At 67.5% G+C, this 15,749-nt stretch carries 8 protein-coding genes; 1 reads left to right on the forward strand and 7 read right to left on the reverse strand.

Going from position 1 to position 15,749, the window contains the following annotated elements:
- Positions 1 to 82: 82 nt before the first annotated feature.
- Positions 83 to 1,774 carry a histidine ammonia-lyase gene (hutH, locus tag ACIBBF_RS05480; RefSeq protein WP_397411308.1) on the reverse strand — a complete coding sequence of 564 codons (1,692 nt, stop codon included), beginning with the start codon at positions 1,772 to 1,774 and terminating at the stop codon, positions 83 to 85.
- Between the two features lie 170 nt (positions 1,775 to 1,944).
- On the opposite strand from hutH, the gene ACIBBF_RS05485 reads away from it, so the two are divergent.
- Complete coding sequence (locus ACIBBF_RS05485; protein ID WP_397411310.1) at positions 1,945 to 2,724, forward strand: IclR family transcriptional regulator; 780 nt, start codon at positions 1,945 to 1,947, stop codon at positions 2,722 to 2,724.
- A 131-nt stretch (positions 2,725 to 2,855) separates the two neighbouring features.
- Here the strand turns inward: ACIBBF_RS05485 and ACIBBF_RS05490 are convergent, their stop codons facing one another.
- The 6 genes from ACIBBF_RS05490 to ACIBBF_RS05515 all read right to left on the reverse strand — a co-directional run bounded on the left by ACIBBF_RS05490 (position 2,856) and on the right by ACIBBF_RS05515 (position 15,429).
- Positions 2,856 to 3,044, reverse strand: a complete 189-nt coding sequence (locus ACIBBF_RS05490; protein ID WP_397411312.1) for a hypothetical protein — start codon at positions 3,042 to 3,044, stop codon at positions 2,856 to 2,858.
- A gap of 506 nt (positions 3,045 to 3,550) precedes the next feature.
- Positions 3,551 to 3,889 carry a hypothetical protein gene (locus ACIBBF_RS05495; RefSeq protein ID WP_397411314.1) on the reverse strand — a complete coding sequence of 113 codons (339 nt, stop codon included), beginning with the start codon at positions 3,887 to 3,889 and terminating at the stop codon, positions 3,551 to 3,553.
- A gap of 268 nt (positions 3,890 to 4,157) precedes the next feature.
- A complete protein-coding gene (locus ACIBBF_RS05500) occupies positions 4,158 to 4,421 on the reverse strand; it encodes an Imm27 family immunity protein (protein WP_397411316.1) in 264 nt (87 codons plus the stop codon).
- 309 nt (positions 4,422 to 4,730) lie between these two features.
- Complete coding sequence (locus ACIBBF_RS05505; RefSeq protein ID WP_397411318.1) at positions 4,731 to 5,018, reverse strand: hypothetical protein; 288 nt, start codon at positions 5,016 to 5,018, stop codon at positions 4,731 to 4,733.
- Positions 5,019 to 5,689: 671 nt separating this feature from the next.
- On the reverse strand, positions 5,690 to 12,145 hold the full coding sequence (locus ACIBBF_RS05510) for an RHS repeat domain-containing protein (RefSeq protein WP_397411320.1): 6,456 nt from the start codon (positions 12,143 to 12,145) through the stop codon (positions 5,690 to 5,692).
- Between the two features lie 173 nt (positions 12,146 to 12,318).
- Positions 12,319 to 15,429 (reverse strand): LamG-like jellyroll fold domain-containing protein, encoded by a 3,111-nt coding sequence (locus ACIBBF_RS05515; protein ID WP_397411322.1) that lies wholly within the window; start codon positions 15,427 to 15,429, stop codon positions 12,319 to 12,321.
- Positions 15,430 to 15,749: the final 320 nt, after the last annotated feature.

A 15,749-nucleotide genomic window follows, 5' to 3' on the forward strand; every position in this document is an offset into this window, starting at 1 on the left:
GTTCCGGCTGGTTGCCCCGGCGGTCCGGCAGCCGCCTCGGGCATTCGCTCGATCTGGTTCGGTCCGGCAGTCCGGTCGGGCCTCAGTCCAGCGGTCCGACGGCGTCTGCCGCCGCCCCGGCGACCTGCCCACCGGCGACGAGCCCCACCACCTGCTCGATCTCGGGTGCGAGGTACCGGTCCGGTCCGGGACCGGGCACGACGGCGCGAACGGCGTCGTGCACCGCGCCCGTGCCCGCCGCGGAGGCGTGCTCGCGCAGGTCGAGCGCGCGTGCCGCCGTGAGCACCTCGATCGCGAGCACCCGCGTGAGCCCGTCGACGGACCGGCGCAGCTTGCGGGCGCCGGCCCAGCCCATGGACACGTGGTCCTCCTGCATGGCGGAGCTCGGGATGGAGTCCACGCTCGCGGGCGCGGCCAGACGCTTCATCTCGGAGACGATCCCGGCGGCCGTGTACTGGGCGATCATGTGCCCGGAGTCGACGCCGGGGTCGTGCGCCAGGAACGCGGACAGCCCCTCGGAGCGGGCCACGTCGAGGAACCGGTCGGTGCGCCGCTCGCTCATGCTCGCCACGTCGGCGGCGGCGACCGCGAGGAAGTCCAGCACGTAGGCGACGGGCGCACCGTGGAAGTTGCCGTTCGACTCCACACGGCCGTCGGCGGTGACCACCGGGTTGTCGATGGCAGACGCCAGCTCTCGGCCCGCCACCGTCGCGGCGTGCTCCAGGGTGTCGCGGGCCGCGCCGTGCACCTGCGGGGCACACCGCAGCGAGTAGGCGTCCTGGACGCGGGTGCAGGCGGGGTTCCCGGCGTCGTCCAGCTCGCGGTGGCTCGCCATGAGCGGCGAGCCCTCAAGGACGCGCCGCATGTTCGACGCCGACGCCGCCTGGCCGGGGTGCGGCCGCAGCGCGATCAGGTCCTGCGCGAACGGGGCGTCCGAGCCGAGCAGTGCCTCGACGGACAGAGACGCGGCGACGTCGGCGGTGGTGAGCAGGCGGCGCAGGTCGTGGATCGCGAGGCAGAGCATGCCGAGCATGCCGTCGGTGCCGTTGATGAGGGCGAGGCCCTCCTTCTCGGCGAGGGCGAGGGGTTCGATGCCGGCGTCGGTGAGCGCGCGGGCGGCGTCGGCCTCCTGACCTTCGATGCGTACCCGCCCCTCCCCCATGGCGGCGAGCGCGACGTGCGCGAGCGGCGCGAGGTCGCCGGAGCAACCGAGCGACCCGTACTCGTGCACGACGGGCGTGATCCCGGCGTTGAGCATCGCCGCGTAGGTCTGCGCCGTGACGGGCCGGGCGCCGGTGTGGCCCGTGACCAGGGTGGCGAGGCGCAGGAGCTGGAGCGCGCGCACCACCTCGGTCTCGACCTCGGGCCCGGACCCGGCGGCGTGCGACCGGACGAGGCTGAGCTGGAGCTGGGCGCGCTGCTCGGCGGGGATGTGCCGCCGGGCGAGCGCCCCGAAGCCGGTGGAGACGCCGTAGTGGGGCACGGTGTCGTCGGCGAGGTCGTCGATGACGGCGCGCGCCTGGGCCATCCGGGTGATTGCGTTGTCGTGGATTTCAACGGACGCGCCGTGACGGGCGACGGCGACCACCTGCTCGACGGTGAGCGGGGTGCCGTCGAGGACGACGTGGCGGGGCAGATCCGGGTCGGCCGGTCCGGAGCCGGGCGTCGGGATGCCGAGCGCGCCGGTACGGGGCGCGCCGGCCTCGGGTGTCGAGGCGGTCGTGGCCGGAGTGCCGCTGTCCGGCGTCGGCGCCGTGTCGTGCAGGGTGCTCATGCGCCCATGGAACCCCGCCGCGGGCTGCTTGGCGCGGGTTCGAACGCGGATAGGGTCTGGGATACGAGACGCATGGGTTGATCGGTAGTTCGTCAGGTGATCGGCAGCCCGGGTTGCCGATCACCTGACGAACTGCCGACCACCCGGCACGCCGACGCCAGGAGGCAGAGATGGGCGGGAGCAGCGCCGTACCCGCCGCGCGGAGCACCGCGCGGCTGCTCAGCTTCCTCGCCGCGCAGCCCGGACCGGTGCCGGCGGGCGCCATCGCGCACGGCATCGGCATGCCGCGCTCCAGCGTCTACCACCTGCTGTCCGTGCTGGGCGACGAGGGCTTCGTGCGCCACTTCCCCGACGAGCGCCGCTACGGGCTCGGCGTCGCCGCGCTCGGCCTGGGCAGCGCGTACACCCGCCAGGCGCCGCTGACCCGGCTGGCGGCGCCCGTCGTCGCCCGGCTGGTCGAGAGCGCCGGGGAGAACGGCCACCTCGCGGTGCTCAACGGCCGCGAGGTGCTGTACCTGGTGGAGCAGCGGGCGGCGGGGCGGCCTCCGCTGGTGACCGACGTCGACGTGCACCTCCCCAGCCACCTCACCGCCAGCGGGCGGGCCGTGCTCGCGCTGCTGCCCCCGGCCCAGGTGCGGGCGCTGTACCCGACGCCCGGGTCGTTCACGGACCTGACCGGGGCGGGGCCACGGACGCTGCGGGAGCTGCGGGACGTGCTGCGGCTCGCCCGGTCGCGGGGGTACGCCGAGGAGGACGGCGAGGTGACGGCGGGGTTCGCGTCGGTGGCCGCCGCAGTGGTGGACCACACGGGGCGGCCGGTGGCGGGACTGGCGGTGACCTTCCGGTCAGAGGCGTACGACGACGCGGGGCGGGCCGGGTTGGCGGAGCGGGCTGCCGTTGCGGCGCGCGAGGTGAGCCGGCGACTGGGAGCGCGGGAAATTCCTCACTGACCTGCAATGATGCATTTCTCTACACTGACACCGAAGCACCCAGGAAAAGGGACCATGAGTCAGGCCGAGAACGTTCACAAAAGGCGTCCATGCGAAATTGATTGACGCCCGCGGGAGTTCCCGCCCTCGACTCAGACCCTCGACAGGTCGGCCACCGGAACGGTGAACTCGCGCGTCCGGAGCACTCCCGCGGCCACCACGACGGCCTCCTTGCCGGTCCATCCTGGCCGGATCGTCTTGACGATGCCCTGGGCGCCACGCTCGATGCTCGACACCCCGGTGACCTTCACGGCGACACCCGCCGCAATTCCATCACCCATTGCCTTCTGCTTTCCGTCCACGTGCGGGCCAGGTGCCCGCATCGATGAGTGGCTGAGCCTGCCAGTGGAGCGAGGAATGCGTCAAGATCAATAGCGAATGAAGAAATAGAACGCGCGAACGCAATTCGTGTCCGACATTTCTCTACACGAAGGAACCCATCGCGTCAGTTAGCGACAGAGGTCGCCATGGGACGATCCAGACCGCGGCCGCAAAGCGCCCAACCGGTACAACTCACCCGGAGAGAACCGCCCGCCCAAACGCTTCGTGGAGGACTCCTGACCGAACCTCGCCCCGAGTCGGCACACCTACTCCGCTCCGACACTTCGTCCACCTCGGCGAACGCTCGTCATCCAGGACTGCAGCGCCGCCCGGGCGGCCTGTTGAGCGCCGAAGGGACTCCGGTGAACTGCCGCCCGCCGCCGCGACCAGTAGTCCATCGACGCGCCGGCGTGACGCTCTTTCGGAGATCACCGTCGCCGACTACACCGCCACGGTTTCAGCACACTCAACCCATTGGCCCGACCAACTCGACCGCCCCTGAATCGAACTCCTCGCGATGCGAGGATGCCGATCCAAACTCCGTCCAGTCCCAGCTCAAAACCGCGAATCCACCGATCTGCAGCCCTCGGTCCGTCGAGGCCACCTGCGTCCGACCGGCGAACTTCAAGATCAGTTGGCCGTCCAACTCGAGGAGCAACGAGTCCTCGCTCGCCTCTCCCCGAGTTAACTGCATCAGATTGTCGTATGGCCGGCCGAACCAGCCACTAGGCAGAATCAGTCCGGCACATTCCACGACGCTGAAGAACCGACGGATTGCGGCAAGCGCATCGAAGTTGGTCATCACGATGCCAACCATGATGCATCGAGCCCCACGATGTAAACCATTCCCCGCCGTGGAGCGTTCAACGGCCACCGACTCACTGTGATGGGGCGGGTAGATCTACTCGCAAGACCTACCGGAGATAGGCCGCACGAGCACAGATGGGAACGTTTCCAACACCGTCACACTACAAACGATGCGATCCTTCGTCGCCAGGTCGGGATCACCAGATGGTTCCGTCACATGCCACTGCAGGAACCTTTGCCACCAATGCACCAACGACCCAGCAACGCTATCCATCCATCTGAGTCAGTTGCCTCAGCCGCGGATTGCCACCTCCATGGCTACTACTTTCAGGATAGTCAAGAATCCAAATCATGCCGGTCCCCGGACACCGGTAAACCAGCGTCCACCTTTGAGGGTCGATCGACACTCTTACCAGATGCCGATCCCTGTACTCAAGGGCCACAGACCCGTCGAACTGGTCACGAGAACGGCAGACGCATTTCAATTGGCCCTCTGGCAAAATCATCCCGACATCCCGACATCCCGACATCCCGCAATTTTGACAAATAGCCCCCGAATGGACGCCCCGGAAACAATCACCCTAATCATCGCGGCACCGGTCTTGGCTGGGGCGCGAAGTTGTGACGCAAGCCTTCCGGCGCGAGAAAATGCGTACACACAGTATGCAACCAGCAATAGGAGTATGGTGACAGGGAGTAGTGTCATCAATATTTCGACAGTCTTCGACATACACACCTCATGCTAAATTACACCACCCCCTTGATTGCATTACGACCACTTATCGGAGCAATCGAGAAACTCGTTGCGGATACACCGACTCTAAGTGGGTTTTCTCGCCTCATTCGGTGACGGGGCGTTCAAGATGGAGCAGGACGAGCGCGGCGGCGGTGATCTCGATGATGCGCCAGGGATCCAGTGTGACTCGTCGCAGTACGGGCCAGGTCGCCTTGAGCAGGGCGTTGGCCCGCTCGGCCGGAGCGCGTAGCGCGTTGATCGTGGCGTTGAGGCTGACCGCGTCAGCGTTCAGATTGATCCCCTTGAACGGCGCGATGATGCCGATCCCGGCACCCTCGTCCCCTTGTCGGTCAGCGTGGGTAAACCTTGCCGCAGCGACTGCATACAGCAATAGCAGGGCATGAGCCCGGGCGGCGATGATGTCGCCGGTCGTTCCCAGCTCGACCGGGGAGATTCACTCGGGGTACCCGGCCGGCCCTGTCAGGACCTGCAGGTCCCGCCGTGCTGAGCGAAAACGCGCCAGATAACCAAACAGACGAACCGCTCAGGCCAGGCTACCCACCATGTGAATTATCGAGGCTAGAGACCTACATTCCGCCCCCCTCGCCCTCAGAATGTAGTTTCTCACGCCGTGCTCGACGGGCTGCGACCAGACCTCGCGTACCTTTGACCCCAGAGGGGATAAACACGCCCGGCCATGCGAACTCGCGCTCAAGAAGCCACAGTATCATCAATACCACGGCCGAGAGAAGAAAGTACGGGAGAAGCCAAGGGGTATTAGCAAACACGTCGCGACCGAAAGCGCCTACCAGAAGCGCCATGAACCCTAGATTCAGACTGAACACACCAACATATAGGAATGATCGAATAAAGGCCGCAGCCTCATCGCGATCTCCCCAAAACTTCTTTGCCTCTTCGTCAAGATCAACCCGCCGACCCTTTCCCACCGAACGCCATACCACTGCGCCAATCACAAATATTGCGACGCCGATTCCAATGACGCTAACCGCAATCGCGATTATACGAAATGGCCAGGTGAATGCCCACACAAAGGATCACTCCTTAGATCGCCAGTCTCTTGCCAAGAATCTGTCTTGCCAGATTCCTGTTCTGAATTCGGGCCGCCGCTACGCCAGCACCGGAGCCCGCCAGGCCGCCGATCGCACCACCAAGCGCTAGGCCCCCTGCCCCGCCAATCAGAGTACCTGGCCCGGGCATGCCCAGAGTTCCAAGGCCTGCTCCAAGGAGGCTGGCGGCGCCCGCACCTCCCGCAGCACCGGCCGCGCCGTAGATCAATGCCATACCGGTCTCGTTGCCTGCCTGAGCTGCCGCCAGCCAGAATCGATCAGACGACTCAAGACACCTAAAGCCATCCCCACAGTAGCCGCTCCACGTGACAAGGACGCCAATCAGACTGTAGGCCAAGACACCCCGCCCGACGTCGCGGGTGGAGGCATTCCAGGCATCCCAGAACGCCCAGCGCCAACCCTTCTCTTTACTTATGTCTTCTGGGATGTATTCGTCAATGAAGCCCTTGGCTCCCTCAATAACGTCTCCTGCGTCGGGTACCCCCGGAGCGTCCAGCTCGACCGACGGACCGTCACCGCTAGCGGTAACCGGTGGGTCAGTATTGTCACTTGAGTCGCTCGCGCCTGATCGACCTTCACGCACGCGTTCAGCATCGACGATCTCCCCACCGCTACCATAGTCGCAACTCCAACCAGATTCGCAGGTCTCCCGCAAACCCGTCGGATCGGAGAACGTGGTGGGGTTGCTGTGGGCGTAAGCGTAACCGTGCCATTGTTGCGGATCAGCCAGGTCCATCACCGGGTCCACCGAGACGAACACCCCGAGCCCCGGGTCATACATCCGCGCCCCGACCGCAGTCAGCCCGGTGGAGTCGGCAGGCTTGTCCAGGAACCCGTGGTCCCCAGCCCAGCCAGCCACGTCACCAGCACCCGGTACGGTCGGGCCCGCGGTCCCCCGTTCAGCCCCGAACGGGTCGGTGTACCGGCGCGTGACCGTGCCACTCTGGTACGTGATCTGCAGGCTGCCCGTCCCATGGTGGTCCGGGGTGATCGTGAACGTCTCATCCAGGAGCATCCCGGTACGCATCGCGATCGTCTTACCCGCGAAGGAGTAGTACCGCACCGCCGAGACCTGCCCTGAGGCTGAGGCCGTTACTTCCTGACCGCCGGGCAGGTACACCGTCACCGTCCGCCCGGTCCCTGAACCCTGGGCCCGGACCAGCCGCTCACCGTCAGCGGTGTAAACGTACTGCCCACCAGCGATCGCCTCACCGGCATCGGCCACGTCACCGTCGGCGTTGCCGTCCTGGCCCACCGAGGCCAGCTCGCCCTCCGCGTCCCAGGTCAGCGACTGCGTGACCAGACCGCCCTGACCGTCAGGCATGCTCCGGCCGGTCATGCTGCCCGACGCGTCCCAGTTGAACTCCGAAGTACCGGCCGTCTGACCAGTAGTCGTCACGGAGCTCACCGCGTGCGGCCGCACCGAATCCACACCCTGAGTCGGGTGGGCATACTGCGCCGTCGTCGTACCGCCAGGGGTGCGAGCGGTCACCGTCTCCCGGTTGCCCGTGACCTCGTACGTGTACGAGTTCCAGTACGGGTCCGCGCCGCCCAGGGCGGAGACCGACCGGGCCGCCGTACAGTCCCCGCCAGCCGGCGTCCACGCCTGAGCAAGACGCCCCGCCCAGTCGTAGGTAAAGCACTGCCTGTCCGGCGCCCGGCCACCACCCGTGTGCGGGTTGTCCTTCGCCGACACGAGGTTGCCTGCCTTGTCCCACGCATAGGTCGTGTTCAGTACCGCCGGCACTGTCCCGTCTGCCTTCTCGACGGACTGCCGAACGTCCAGCAGTCGACGGGTCCCGTACTCGTAGCCCAGGGCGTACTGGTACGAGAACGGCCCACCGAGGTCCATGTACTCCAGCTGGCCATACGTCGACCAGTTGGAGCCAACGACGTACAGGTCGAAGTCGCCCGCCCCCGACAGCCACGACGGCTGGTTCGCGGCGTCGTAGAACAGCCGCGTCTGCTCCGCCGGCAGGTTGCCTGCCGCAGGCAGGAACGTGTCCGACAACCGGCCGTCGGGGTTGTACGTGTACGTGGTCGTGTACGACTGGCCCTTCAGCGCACCCAGCGAGTCGTCGTTCGGCAGTGTCACCCGCTGCCCGAGCGGTTGGTACTCGGGCGAGTACCCCGTGACCGCCGTCGTGTACTCGCCGTTCTGCACGCGAGTGCTCGACGCCAGCTGCCCCACCGACACCGTGTCGTAGGCCCACCGGGACCGCACCGTGCCGTCCACCCCTCCGCTGCGAAGTGTGGTCTTGCGGTTCAGGTTGTCGTACGTGTACCCCAGCACCTGCCCACGGGCGTCGGTCGTGGTCAGCACGTTGCCGACCTCGTCGTAGGTCGTGATCACCCGGCCCTTGTCCGGGTCGTCCGCCAGGGTCTGCCGGCCGCGCAGGTCGTAGTCGTACGACCAGGTGTTGCCCGCCGGGTCGGACACGCCGATCAGGCGGTCGGCGTCGTCGTAGCTGTACCGGGTGGTGTGGGACGTGCCGGACGGGCCGTCACCCTCGTACTGGCGCAGCTGTGTCGTGTTGCCGTGCGCGTCGTTGATCGTGGTGGTCGGGGTTCCGCCCTGTGGCGGGTCGACGTGAACCCGGTCACCGGCATAGCTCGTGGTGGTGGTCCACGTCGGGTCGTAATAGCCGTGATCGTTCGGTGCGCCGTCCTCACCCACGTGGAACGTCTCGTCGACGACACGTCCCGCACCGTCGTACTCCCGGTAGGTACGGGCGGGCACCGCCTTCGTCGGGATCGCCAGAGCACTCCCGGACGGCGCCGACGAGTTGTACCAGCCGTCATCCGTGAACACCGCCAGACCGCGCGAGTCGTAGGCCGTGTCGTGCAGCACCCGTCCTGGGTTGCGCTCGTCCGCGGACGGCGTCTGCGTCTGGATCGACCGCAGCAGACCGTCCAGGATGTCCACCGATGTCAGGTAGCCAGAGGCATCGGAGTTGAGCGTCTGCGTCGTGACGGCGTTCAGGCCGCTGGCGCGGAGCACGTACGTGTACTTGGTGTGGGGCGTGTCGGTGCCCTTGACCCGTCCTGGCTTCCACACCTGCTTGAGCCGTCCGAAGACGTCGTAGCTGCCGGATGTGACCTTGCCGTCAGGATCGGTCACCTTGACCGGGACGCCCCAGGCGGGTTCCAGGTCGGTGACCGTCTCGTGCTCCGCCAGCGGTCCGGAACCGTCCGGGTCCGGCGTGGTCACGGTGGTACGGGTGTTGAGCCCGTCCGCCGAGTCCGTGTACGCGGTGACCGTGGCACGGTCCTTGGCGTCCAGGATCCGCACCGGCCGCGCGTACCCGACGCCGGGTTCCTCGTAGACGGTGCGCTCCACCGGCATGTACACCGGGCTGCCCGCACTGTAACGGTCCAGTTCCTCGGACCGCGTCAGCAGGCCGCGGGTCGGCGCATCGCCGACAGCGCCACCGTCGTAGGCGTACCGGACGTCGCTGATTGCTTCCGCCTCGACCGGGGTGTCGTCCTGGTCGCACTGATCGGCTGCCACCTTCACCTGCCGCCGTACCAGGGTCAGCATGTTGGCCCCGAGGTTCCGCGCATAGGTCGTCCACGTGCACGTCTCGTCGCCGCTCACGGCGACGTCTCCGTGGTCAACGACCTTCTGGGGCATGCCGTAGGTGTCGTCCAGGTCGATCTGAACGCGGGTGACTCGTGATGAACGTGCCGCCTCAGGTGTGGGGACCGTGGTCTCGGTCGCCTGCACACCTGTGTGATACGCGGAGGTGGTGATGCCCTCCGTGTCCGTCGCCGTGGCGTTCGACGTCCACGGGGTGCTCACGGTGGACTCGACCTGTGTGGACCCGTCGAAGGTGATCTGCTCACGCACCATGCCCGCGTACTGGTCTAGGTCGTAGATCTCGTCGACCGGGACGGACTTACGGACCGATGTGTCGGAGCGGGCGTCCTGGTCCCCGTGCATGCCCCGGAAGTACCTGGTCGCGGTGTGCAGGCGTGGAGCCCCGGGCGTCTCGGTGTCACCGACGTAGGTGTCCACCCTGGAGTAGCCACGCAGTTCGCCCCACGTGCGGTGCTTGGGCCGGACCAGGTCGTTGTCGTCGTGGTGCCACGCCGGACCACCGGTGTACTGGTAGGTGGTGACCTTCGGTGCTCCACCGATCGCGTCTCCCGCACCCTCGGTGACCGTCTGGACGCGGTAGTGGTGGAAGTACTCCTCGACCTGCTCCTCGGTCGCCGGACGTGTCCAGAAGACCGGGAAACAGCGCTTGGTGTTCTGCCAGGGGTTCAGCCCGGCGACGTTGGACGTGGTGCACTCCTTGCCGGAGTAGGCCACCGCGATCTGCCCTCCGGAGCTGGACCGAACGCGCGAGATCCGTAGCCGGGTCATCGCGGTCTCGTCGCCACCGGGCGTTGCCACGCGATTGGCCAGCTGCACGGCGTCGAACTCCGTACCAGCCACGAGGGTGACGTCGTCAGCCGTGTCCGCCGTGGCACCCATGCCGGTGTGCTCGATCCGGTCCAGCCACAACGTCGGCATCGTCGCGCCCACGCTCGGCAGGCTCTGCGTCAGCTCCCACGACTCGACCGGCACCAGGGCACCGCTCTTGCGGACCTGGGTGGTGATCGTGGTCAGACGCTCACGGTCGTAGAACACCGGGGCCTGCACGTCCGGGCAGGTGGTTGTGGAGGAACAGAACTGGTCCAGCGGCAGGTCGGGCCAGTACGCGCTGTTGGCCACCGTCCGCTTGCTCACCGCGCAGTCGAAGGTGCTGGTCGGGATGCACCGCTCCGCGTAGGTGAAAGCCACCCGCGCCGACGGCGTCGTCTCGCCGGTACGGGTGCCGTACTCGATCGCGACCAGGCGGCCACCGGCGGAGTAGGAGGCCACCCCGGAGTTGTTGTCGTACCCGTACTTGTTTCCGTAGCGCGTGTACTTGTACGTCATGGTGTTCCCGCGCACGTCCTCGACGTAGTCGAGATTCCACCGCCACGCCTGCCCGCACTGCGAGTCCGCGAACGCCGACGCGTAGCACGGCTCGCCAGGATGGTTTCCGTAGACCGGCACCTGGAACACCGAGTTCAGCGCCGCCCCGTCCGATGCGACCTTGCCCCGGCCGAAGTAGTACCGGGTGCCGTCGTCCGTGGTCACCACCCAGTACTCACCCTCGTGGGAATCGCCCCAGCCGCCCTCGACCCGCTCCACGAGCGTGTTGTCGTCGTTCTTCGGCCGCCAGACGCCCCCGGAAGCGCGAACCAGCTCGGTGGCCGAGCCATTGAACACCAGGGTCGCGTTGTTGGTCTTCCAGCAGAGGTCACCGGTGTCGTGCGAGATGTTGTTCGCACCGCTGGTCTGGTCCTCGGTACAGGGCACGTACTTGCGCTCGACGTACCCGGACAGGTTCGCCTCCCAGCCGTCGCCCACCATCGACGACTGGACGTTGCCCGACGCCACCTTCCCGTCCACCGCCTGCGACGAGTAGGAAAGCGAGATCTGCGGCGTCAGTCCGCCCGGGACGTCGGGAGTGCGGAGCGGCTCGGCCCAGGTGAACCCACCGGTGCTTCCACCCACCGCCCATGCCGCGGAGGAGTCCAGCGAGGTGGCGCCCCAGTCGCCGTTCGGGCCCGACTCCTCGGCCACGACCGCAAGCACCACGGCGGCGGACGCCTCCGACTCGACCTGTGCCGCACGTTCTGTGGCGCGCGGGCTCACCGTTCCGCTCGCGGTCGTGGCCTCCGTGTCGGGCGCGGCCGCCGCGGGCAGGTCGATCTGGCCCGACAGCGTCAGGTCGCCGCCCTTTCCTTCGAGACGGACTTCCGACACAGGAGTCCGTTCCTGACACGCCTTGACCTCCGGCGTGGTCAAAGCACAGACGGGGAGCCGGACCAGTGTGAGACGAGACGCCAGGTCAGCGCCGGCGTCGGCCAGGTGCGACACGTCGAGACCCACGCGCGCCGGCACGTCACCCGCAGCGGTCGCTCGACCGTTCGAGGCGTCAGCCGTCGTAGACGTCCCCTCACCCGTCGCCTCCACCCGGACGACGCCGCCCACCGCGCCCAGGCGCTCGGCTACGTCCCGAGGCTCGTGCGTGACCTGGACTCGCCGGGCGTCCTCCGCGACAGCTGCTCGGCTCTTGCCGCGGACCGCGCGCAGGTCCACCGACAGCCCACCCGCGTGTGCTGACGATGACGACTCACCCACCGTGGGCACGTCCATCACGGCGGCCCCGGCATCCGGCCATTCGATCGTGACCGGCTCCTCCTGGGCCGTTGCACCGGCCTCGTCTCCACCGGGCAGATGGCTGGGGGCGGTCGCGTCGATCTCACGGACCGGTATGTCTGACTCGGTGGCCTCGTCGGCAGTGTTCTCGTCAAGGAGCTCGCGTCCGTGCGCGCGGCGCTCCTCGACGGACCAGCTCTCACGGTCCGCCCCGTCGAGTGGGTCGGCCACCGCTGGAACAACGGTCGGCACGCCCATGACCAGGGCAAGAACGGCTGCCGTCAGACCTACTCGTGCCCGACGCAGCACACCCGCTGCCTGAGTGCGCATCCGCAAGATCGTCATCGTGTCCCTCAGTCCCCTCATCACCGCTCGCGCCCTGTCTGCCGGAGTTGCGATCGGGCTCACGGGGTCTCCTCGTACCTGCAGAGCCGCTTGAGCTTGTCGGGGATGTCCGAAGCATTCCCCGCGCCCAGCAGCTGATCCTTGTAGACGCGAACCTCATCGATCGCGCCCACGAACGGCGACCTGGACTCGCCGGTCGAACTGATTCCCGAGCCAAGCCGGAACAAGCCCTGCGCGTTCCACGTCGCTCGGTACGCCGGGTCCTGCCCGTCGTTCAGCTTCGATCGGGAGACCTCGCCGAACCCGCCGGCCTTGCACGCATACGCATGGATCGTGTCGGTACCCGCGTCATGCACACCGGCGACCATGTACCACTCGCCCAGAGTCACCTCGACCGGGACGCGCGCCATCGAGATCCCTCCGTCGTCCTCGGTCATCCAGAACGACCAGCAGCGTTTCAGACCGTCCGGAGCAGTCACGTCGTTCACTCCACAGGCGGCATTCTGCGTATAGCCCAGATGGAAGCTCCCGGACAGGTCACCGTTAGGCAGTCGTCCGGCCTGCGACACGGCCACAGAGCTGCCACCCAGCTCATCAGCACGCAGGAACGCCACGACGGAGAACGACTGATCGGTACCTACCACCGGCCCCGTGGTGCGTGCCAGATCCGTCGGGCTGTCGAAGACCAGTGCTCCGTCCGGAACGCCGCCGGTCTCAGGCGTGGACCGCAAGGGAGACAACTTCCCCACGCCCTGGTACCCCCAGCCCCAGCCCACACCCGCGGTCCGGCTCAGGTCGGAACCGGCGAGGCGGTTCTGCGCCGTCATGGGCGGGGAGGTCTGCCAGCCGACGTCGTTGAACTGCCAGTGCCCCGTCGCGTGCGGGAACCGCACATAGAACACGTACTTCGTCACCCCGGACGTTCGCCCCGAGGCATCCTCGGACTGGACCGCGAAGTAGTGGTATCCCGGCGACTCGATCGGCGTCGAGATGCGCAGGCACTCACCGGGCGTGACCGACCAGCCGTGCGCCTCGGGTTCGGAGGTGTCCAGGTCCCACCAGAACCGCGTGATGTCGGCCGACCCGTTCGGGCACACGTCGAACCAGGCGTTGGTCCCCACGCCGCCGGCAACCTGCTCGCGCGGGTAGTTGGAATCCGTGATCCTCGGGTCGGCCGGATCAGTGAAGTCCGTCCGGAACCGGCACGACGGCGACTCGTCCCATCCGGCGTACTCGTTGGACGACCTGACCGCTGCTTCCCAGCGGTACTCGGTATTCGTCGCCAGTCCCTGGACCACCTTCGCTGCCTCGGTGTTCGGCCCGACCGGCGGCGACCAGTCCGATGTCCAGATGGCCACTCCGGTGTTGAACTCGTAGACCCGGAACCGGATCACCACGTTCGTCCCATCAGGGTCCGAGGCCTTCGCCACCAGCGTCGGGTTCTTCCCCCGGATCACCGGCCGGTCGGCCAGCACGTTCGTGCAGTCGAAGGACTCGGTCACACCGCCCGGGCTGATGTTGATGTCCATCGACGAGGCCGACGGCGGGTTCGGAGCGCGGTCGTAGATCACCTCGAGGCTGGCCGTCGAACCCTCGTAGCGTCGCCACCACGACATCGAGCTCTCGTCACCCGTCCGCACCAGGAACGTCATCCACGACACGTCTGCGGCCGCCTGCTCCTTGGCTCGCTTCGTCACCTCGAACGCCGTCCGCGTCACCCGGTTGGCACAGCCGTCGCGGTGCGTGACCGACCTCGTCTCCTGCCACCCCCGCAGCGCGGGCTGGCTGTCCCACACCGTCGCGCTGTCGATCGGATCAGTGGCCAGGACGTCGACCTCCCGGTTGGTGCAGTCGAACTGGTGCACGCCGACCACCCGGAACGTGGCCCGGTAGACGTCCTTGGCCTCCAGCTGCCCGAGCCACACCCCGTTGCCGTCGCGCAACGACTGGAACTGGAAGTACTGCCGCTGCAGGTTCGTCACCGGGCACCGTGCCGGGTCACGTGCGGGCTCGCACAGGCCCACACCCTCGGCCCCGTCGAACTTCCAGTGCGGTGTGTCCTTCCACGCCGCGTAGTTCTGCACCATGGTGTAGCCCCAGGGGGTCGCGGCGCCCAGCTCCGGGTCGAGACTGACCGGCCAGGTCGTGCTCGCATCACTGAACATCTGCGCATCCGGGATCACGGTGACGACGCCGTCGGCACCGACCTCGACGTCCATGGTCGTCACGTTGTCGCCGGCCGAGGGCCCGTCCGACCCGCCCGTGGCCGCGGCACGCGCGGAGACCGCTGCGCCCGCGGAGTCACCGCCCGCAGAGTCCCACTGCAGCGCCGCACCCGACTCGAAGCGCACCTCGTCGTCATCGACGTCCACGACCTCGAACCCTGCATCGGCGGACCGCACCGCGAGGCCGGGCGACGTCTCTACGGGGAACGAGAGCGACAGCGGCGCAGCATTCGCTTCCGGCAGGAGGTCACCGGTGAGATGGTCGAGCGCAGCGGGGTCGGCCAGTTCCACCACCGGGGTCGCCCTGACGCCGTCCCGGTCGGTGGTCACCGACAGGGTGACACCCTGCCCGAAGTCGTACGACACACCCCGGCCGGCCACCACCGCCTGCCCGGCCTCCCCGATCGGCAGGGATGCCGAGTGCATGCTCACCCGCTCGTCAGGCTGCCCCAGCACCACCAGCGGGAGCCCGGCGCCGGTCGCGCCACCCGGGTTCAACCACATCGGGGTCACGCCACCGACGACAGGCAGCATGCCCGCGAGATCGCCCGTTGCCACCGGCTCCGCGACGACCTGGACGTCCACCGGGGCCCACTGCCCGTCCCCGTCGCTGTCCTGCCGCTGCGCCTGCGTCGACGTCGTCATCACCACGTCCCCGGAGCCAGGATCGAGCACCCCGGTCTCCCAGGGCGTCAGCGAGTCGGTGATCGTCACGGCCTCGCCCTCGCACACGGCGAGCAGGGCGGCGGCGTCGTCGACCGTGGCAGCCTCGCCGGTGCACTCCGGCGCCTCGTCCAGGGTCGCGCCTGACAGCGGTGTGCTCGACGGGGCCGCCAGTGCAGGGACGACCGCTCCCGGGAGGAACGTGCACACCGCCAGCGCTGCGACGACCAACCTCACCGTCGAGCTGGTCGGCGCCAGCGAGCCTGCAGATCGAACATGCATGGGGCGTGCCTTTCGGACCGAACACAGAGGTCAAGATCAGACCAATCGGTCCGCAAGAAACGATTCCCACGAGCCGCGGCGGTGAACGTCCCACGAGCCAGGCAAACGGCACAACGTGGACGCTTGTCCAGATCGGCTCAGCATCACCGGGCCAAGAATCGATTCGATGCTCAGGTTTCATCCAGAGCGAGCACAGTTGCCCGCCTCGAGAACGGCGATATTCCGGGGCCGAGGCTGGTCGACCACCGATTCACCCGGTTCAGATCGGCCGTTATCAAGTCGCAACCAACCCACGCAAAATCCAACAAACCGCATTACTT

The sequence above is a fragment of the Promicromonospora sp. NPDC050880 genome, assembly GCF_044456525.1.
Lineage (GTDB): Bacteria > Actinomycetota > Actinomycetes > Actinomycetales > Cellulomonadaceae > Promicromonospora.

Excerpts from the sequence above, each read along its gene's own strand:
- ACIBBF_RS05515 (WP_397411322.1), bottom strand. The coding sequence starts at position 15,429 with ATGCATGTTCGATCTGCAGGCTCGCTGGCGCCGACCAGCTCGACGGTG.
- hutH (WP_397411308.1), bottom strand. The coding sequence starts at position 1,774 with ATGAGCACCCTGCACGACACGGCGCCGACGCCGGACAGCGGCACTCCG.
- ACIBBF_RS05485 (WP_397411310.1), top strand. The coding sequence starts at position 1,945 with ATGGGCGGGAGCAGCGCCGTACCCGCCGCGCGGAGCACCGCGCGGCTG.
- ACIBBF_RS05490 (WP_397411312.1), bottom strand. The coding sequence starts at position 3,044 with ATGGGTGATGGAATTGCGGCGGGTGTCGCCGTGAAGGTCACCGGGGTG.
- ACIBBF_RS05500 (WP_397411316.1), bottom strand. The coding sequence starts at position 4,421 with ATGTCGGGATGTCGGGATGTCGGGATGATTTTGCCAGAGGGCCAATTG.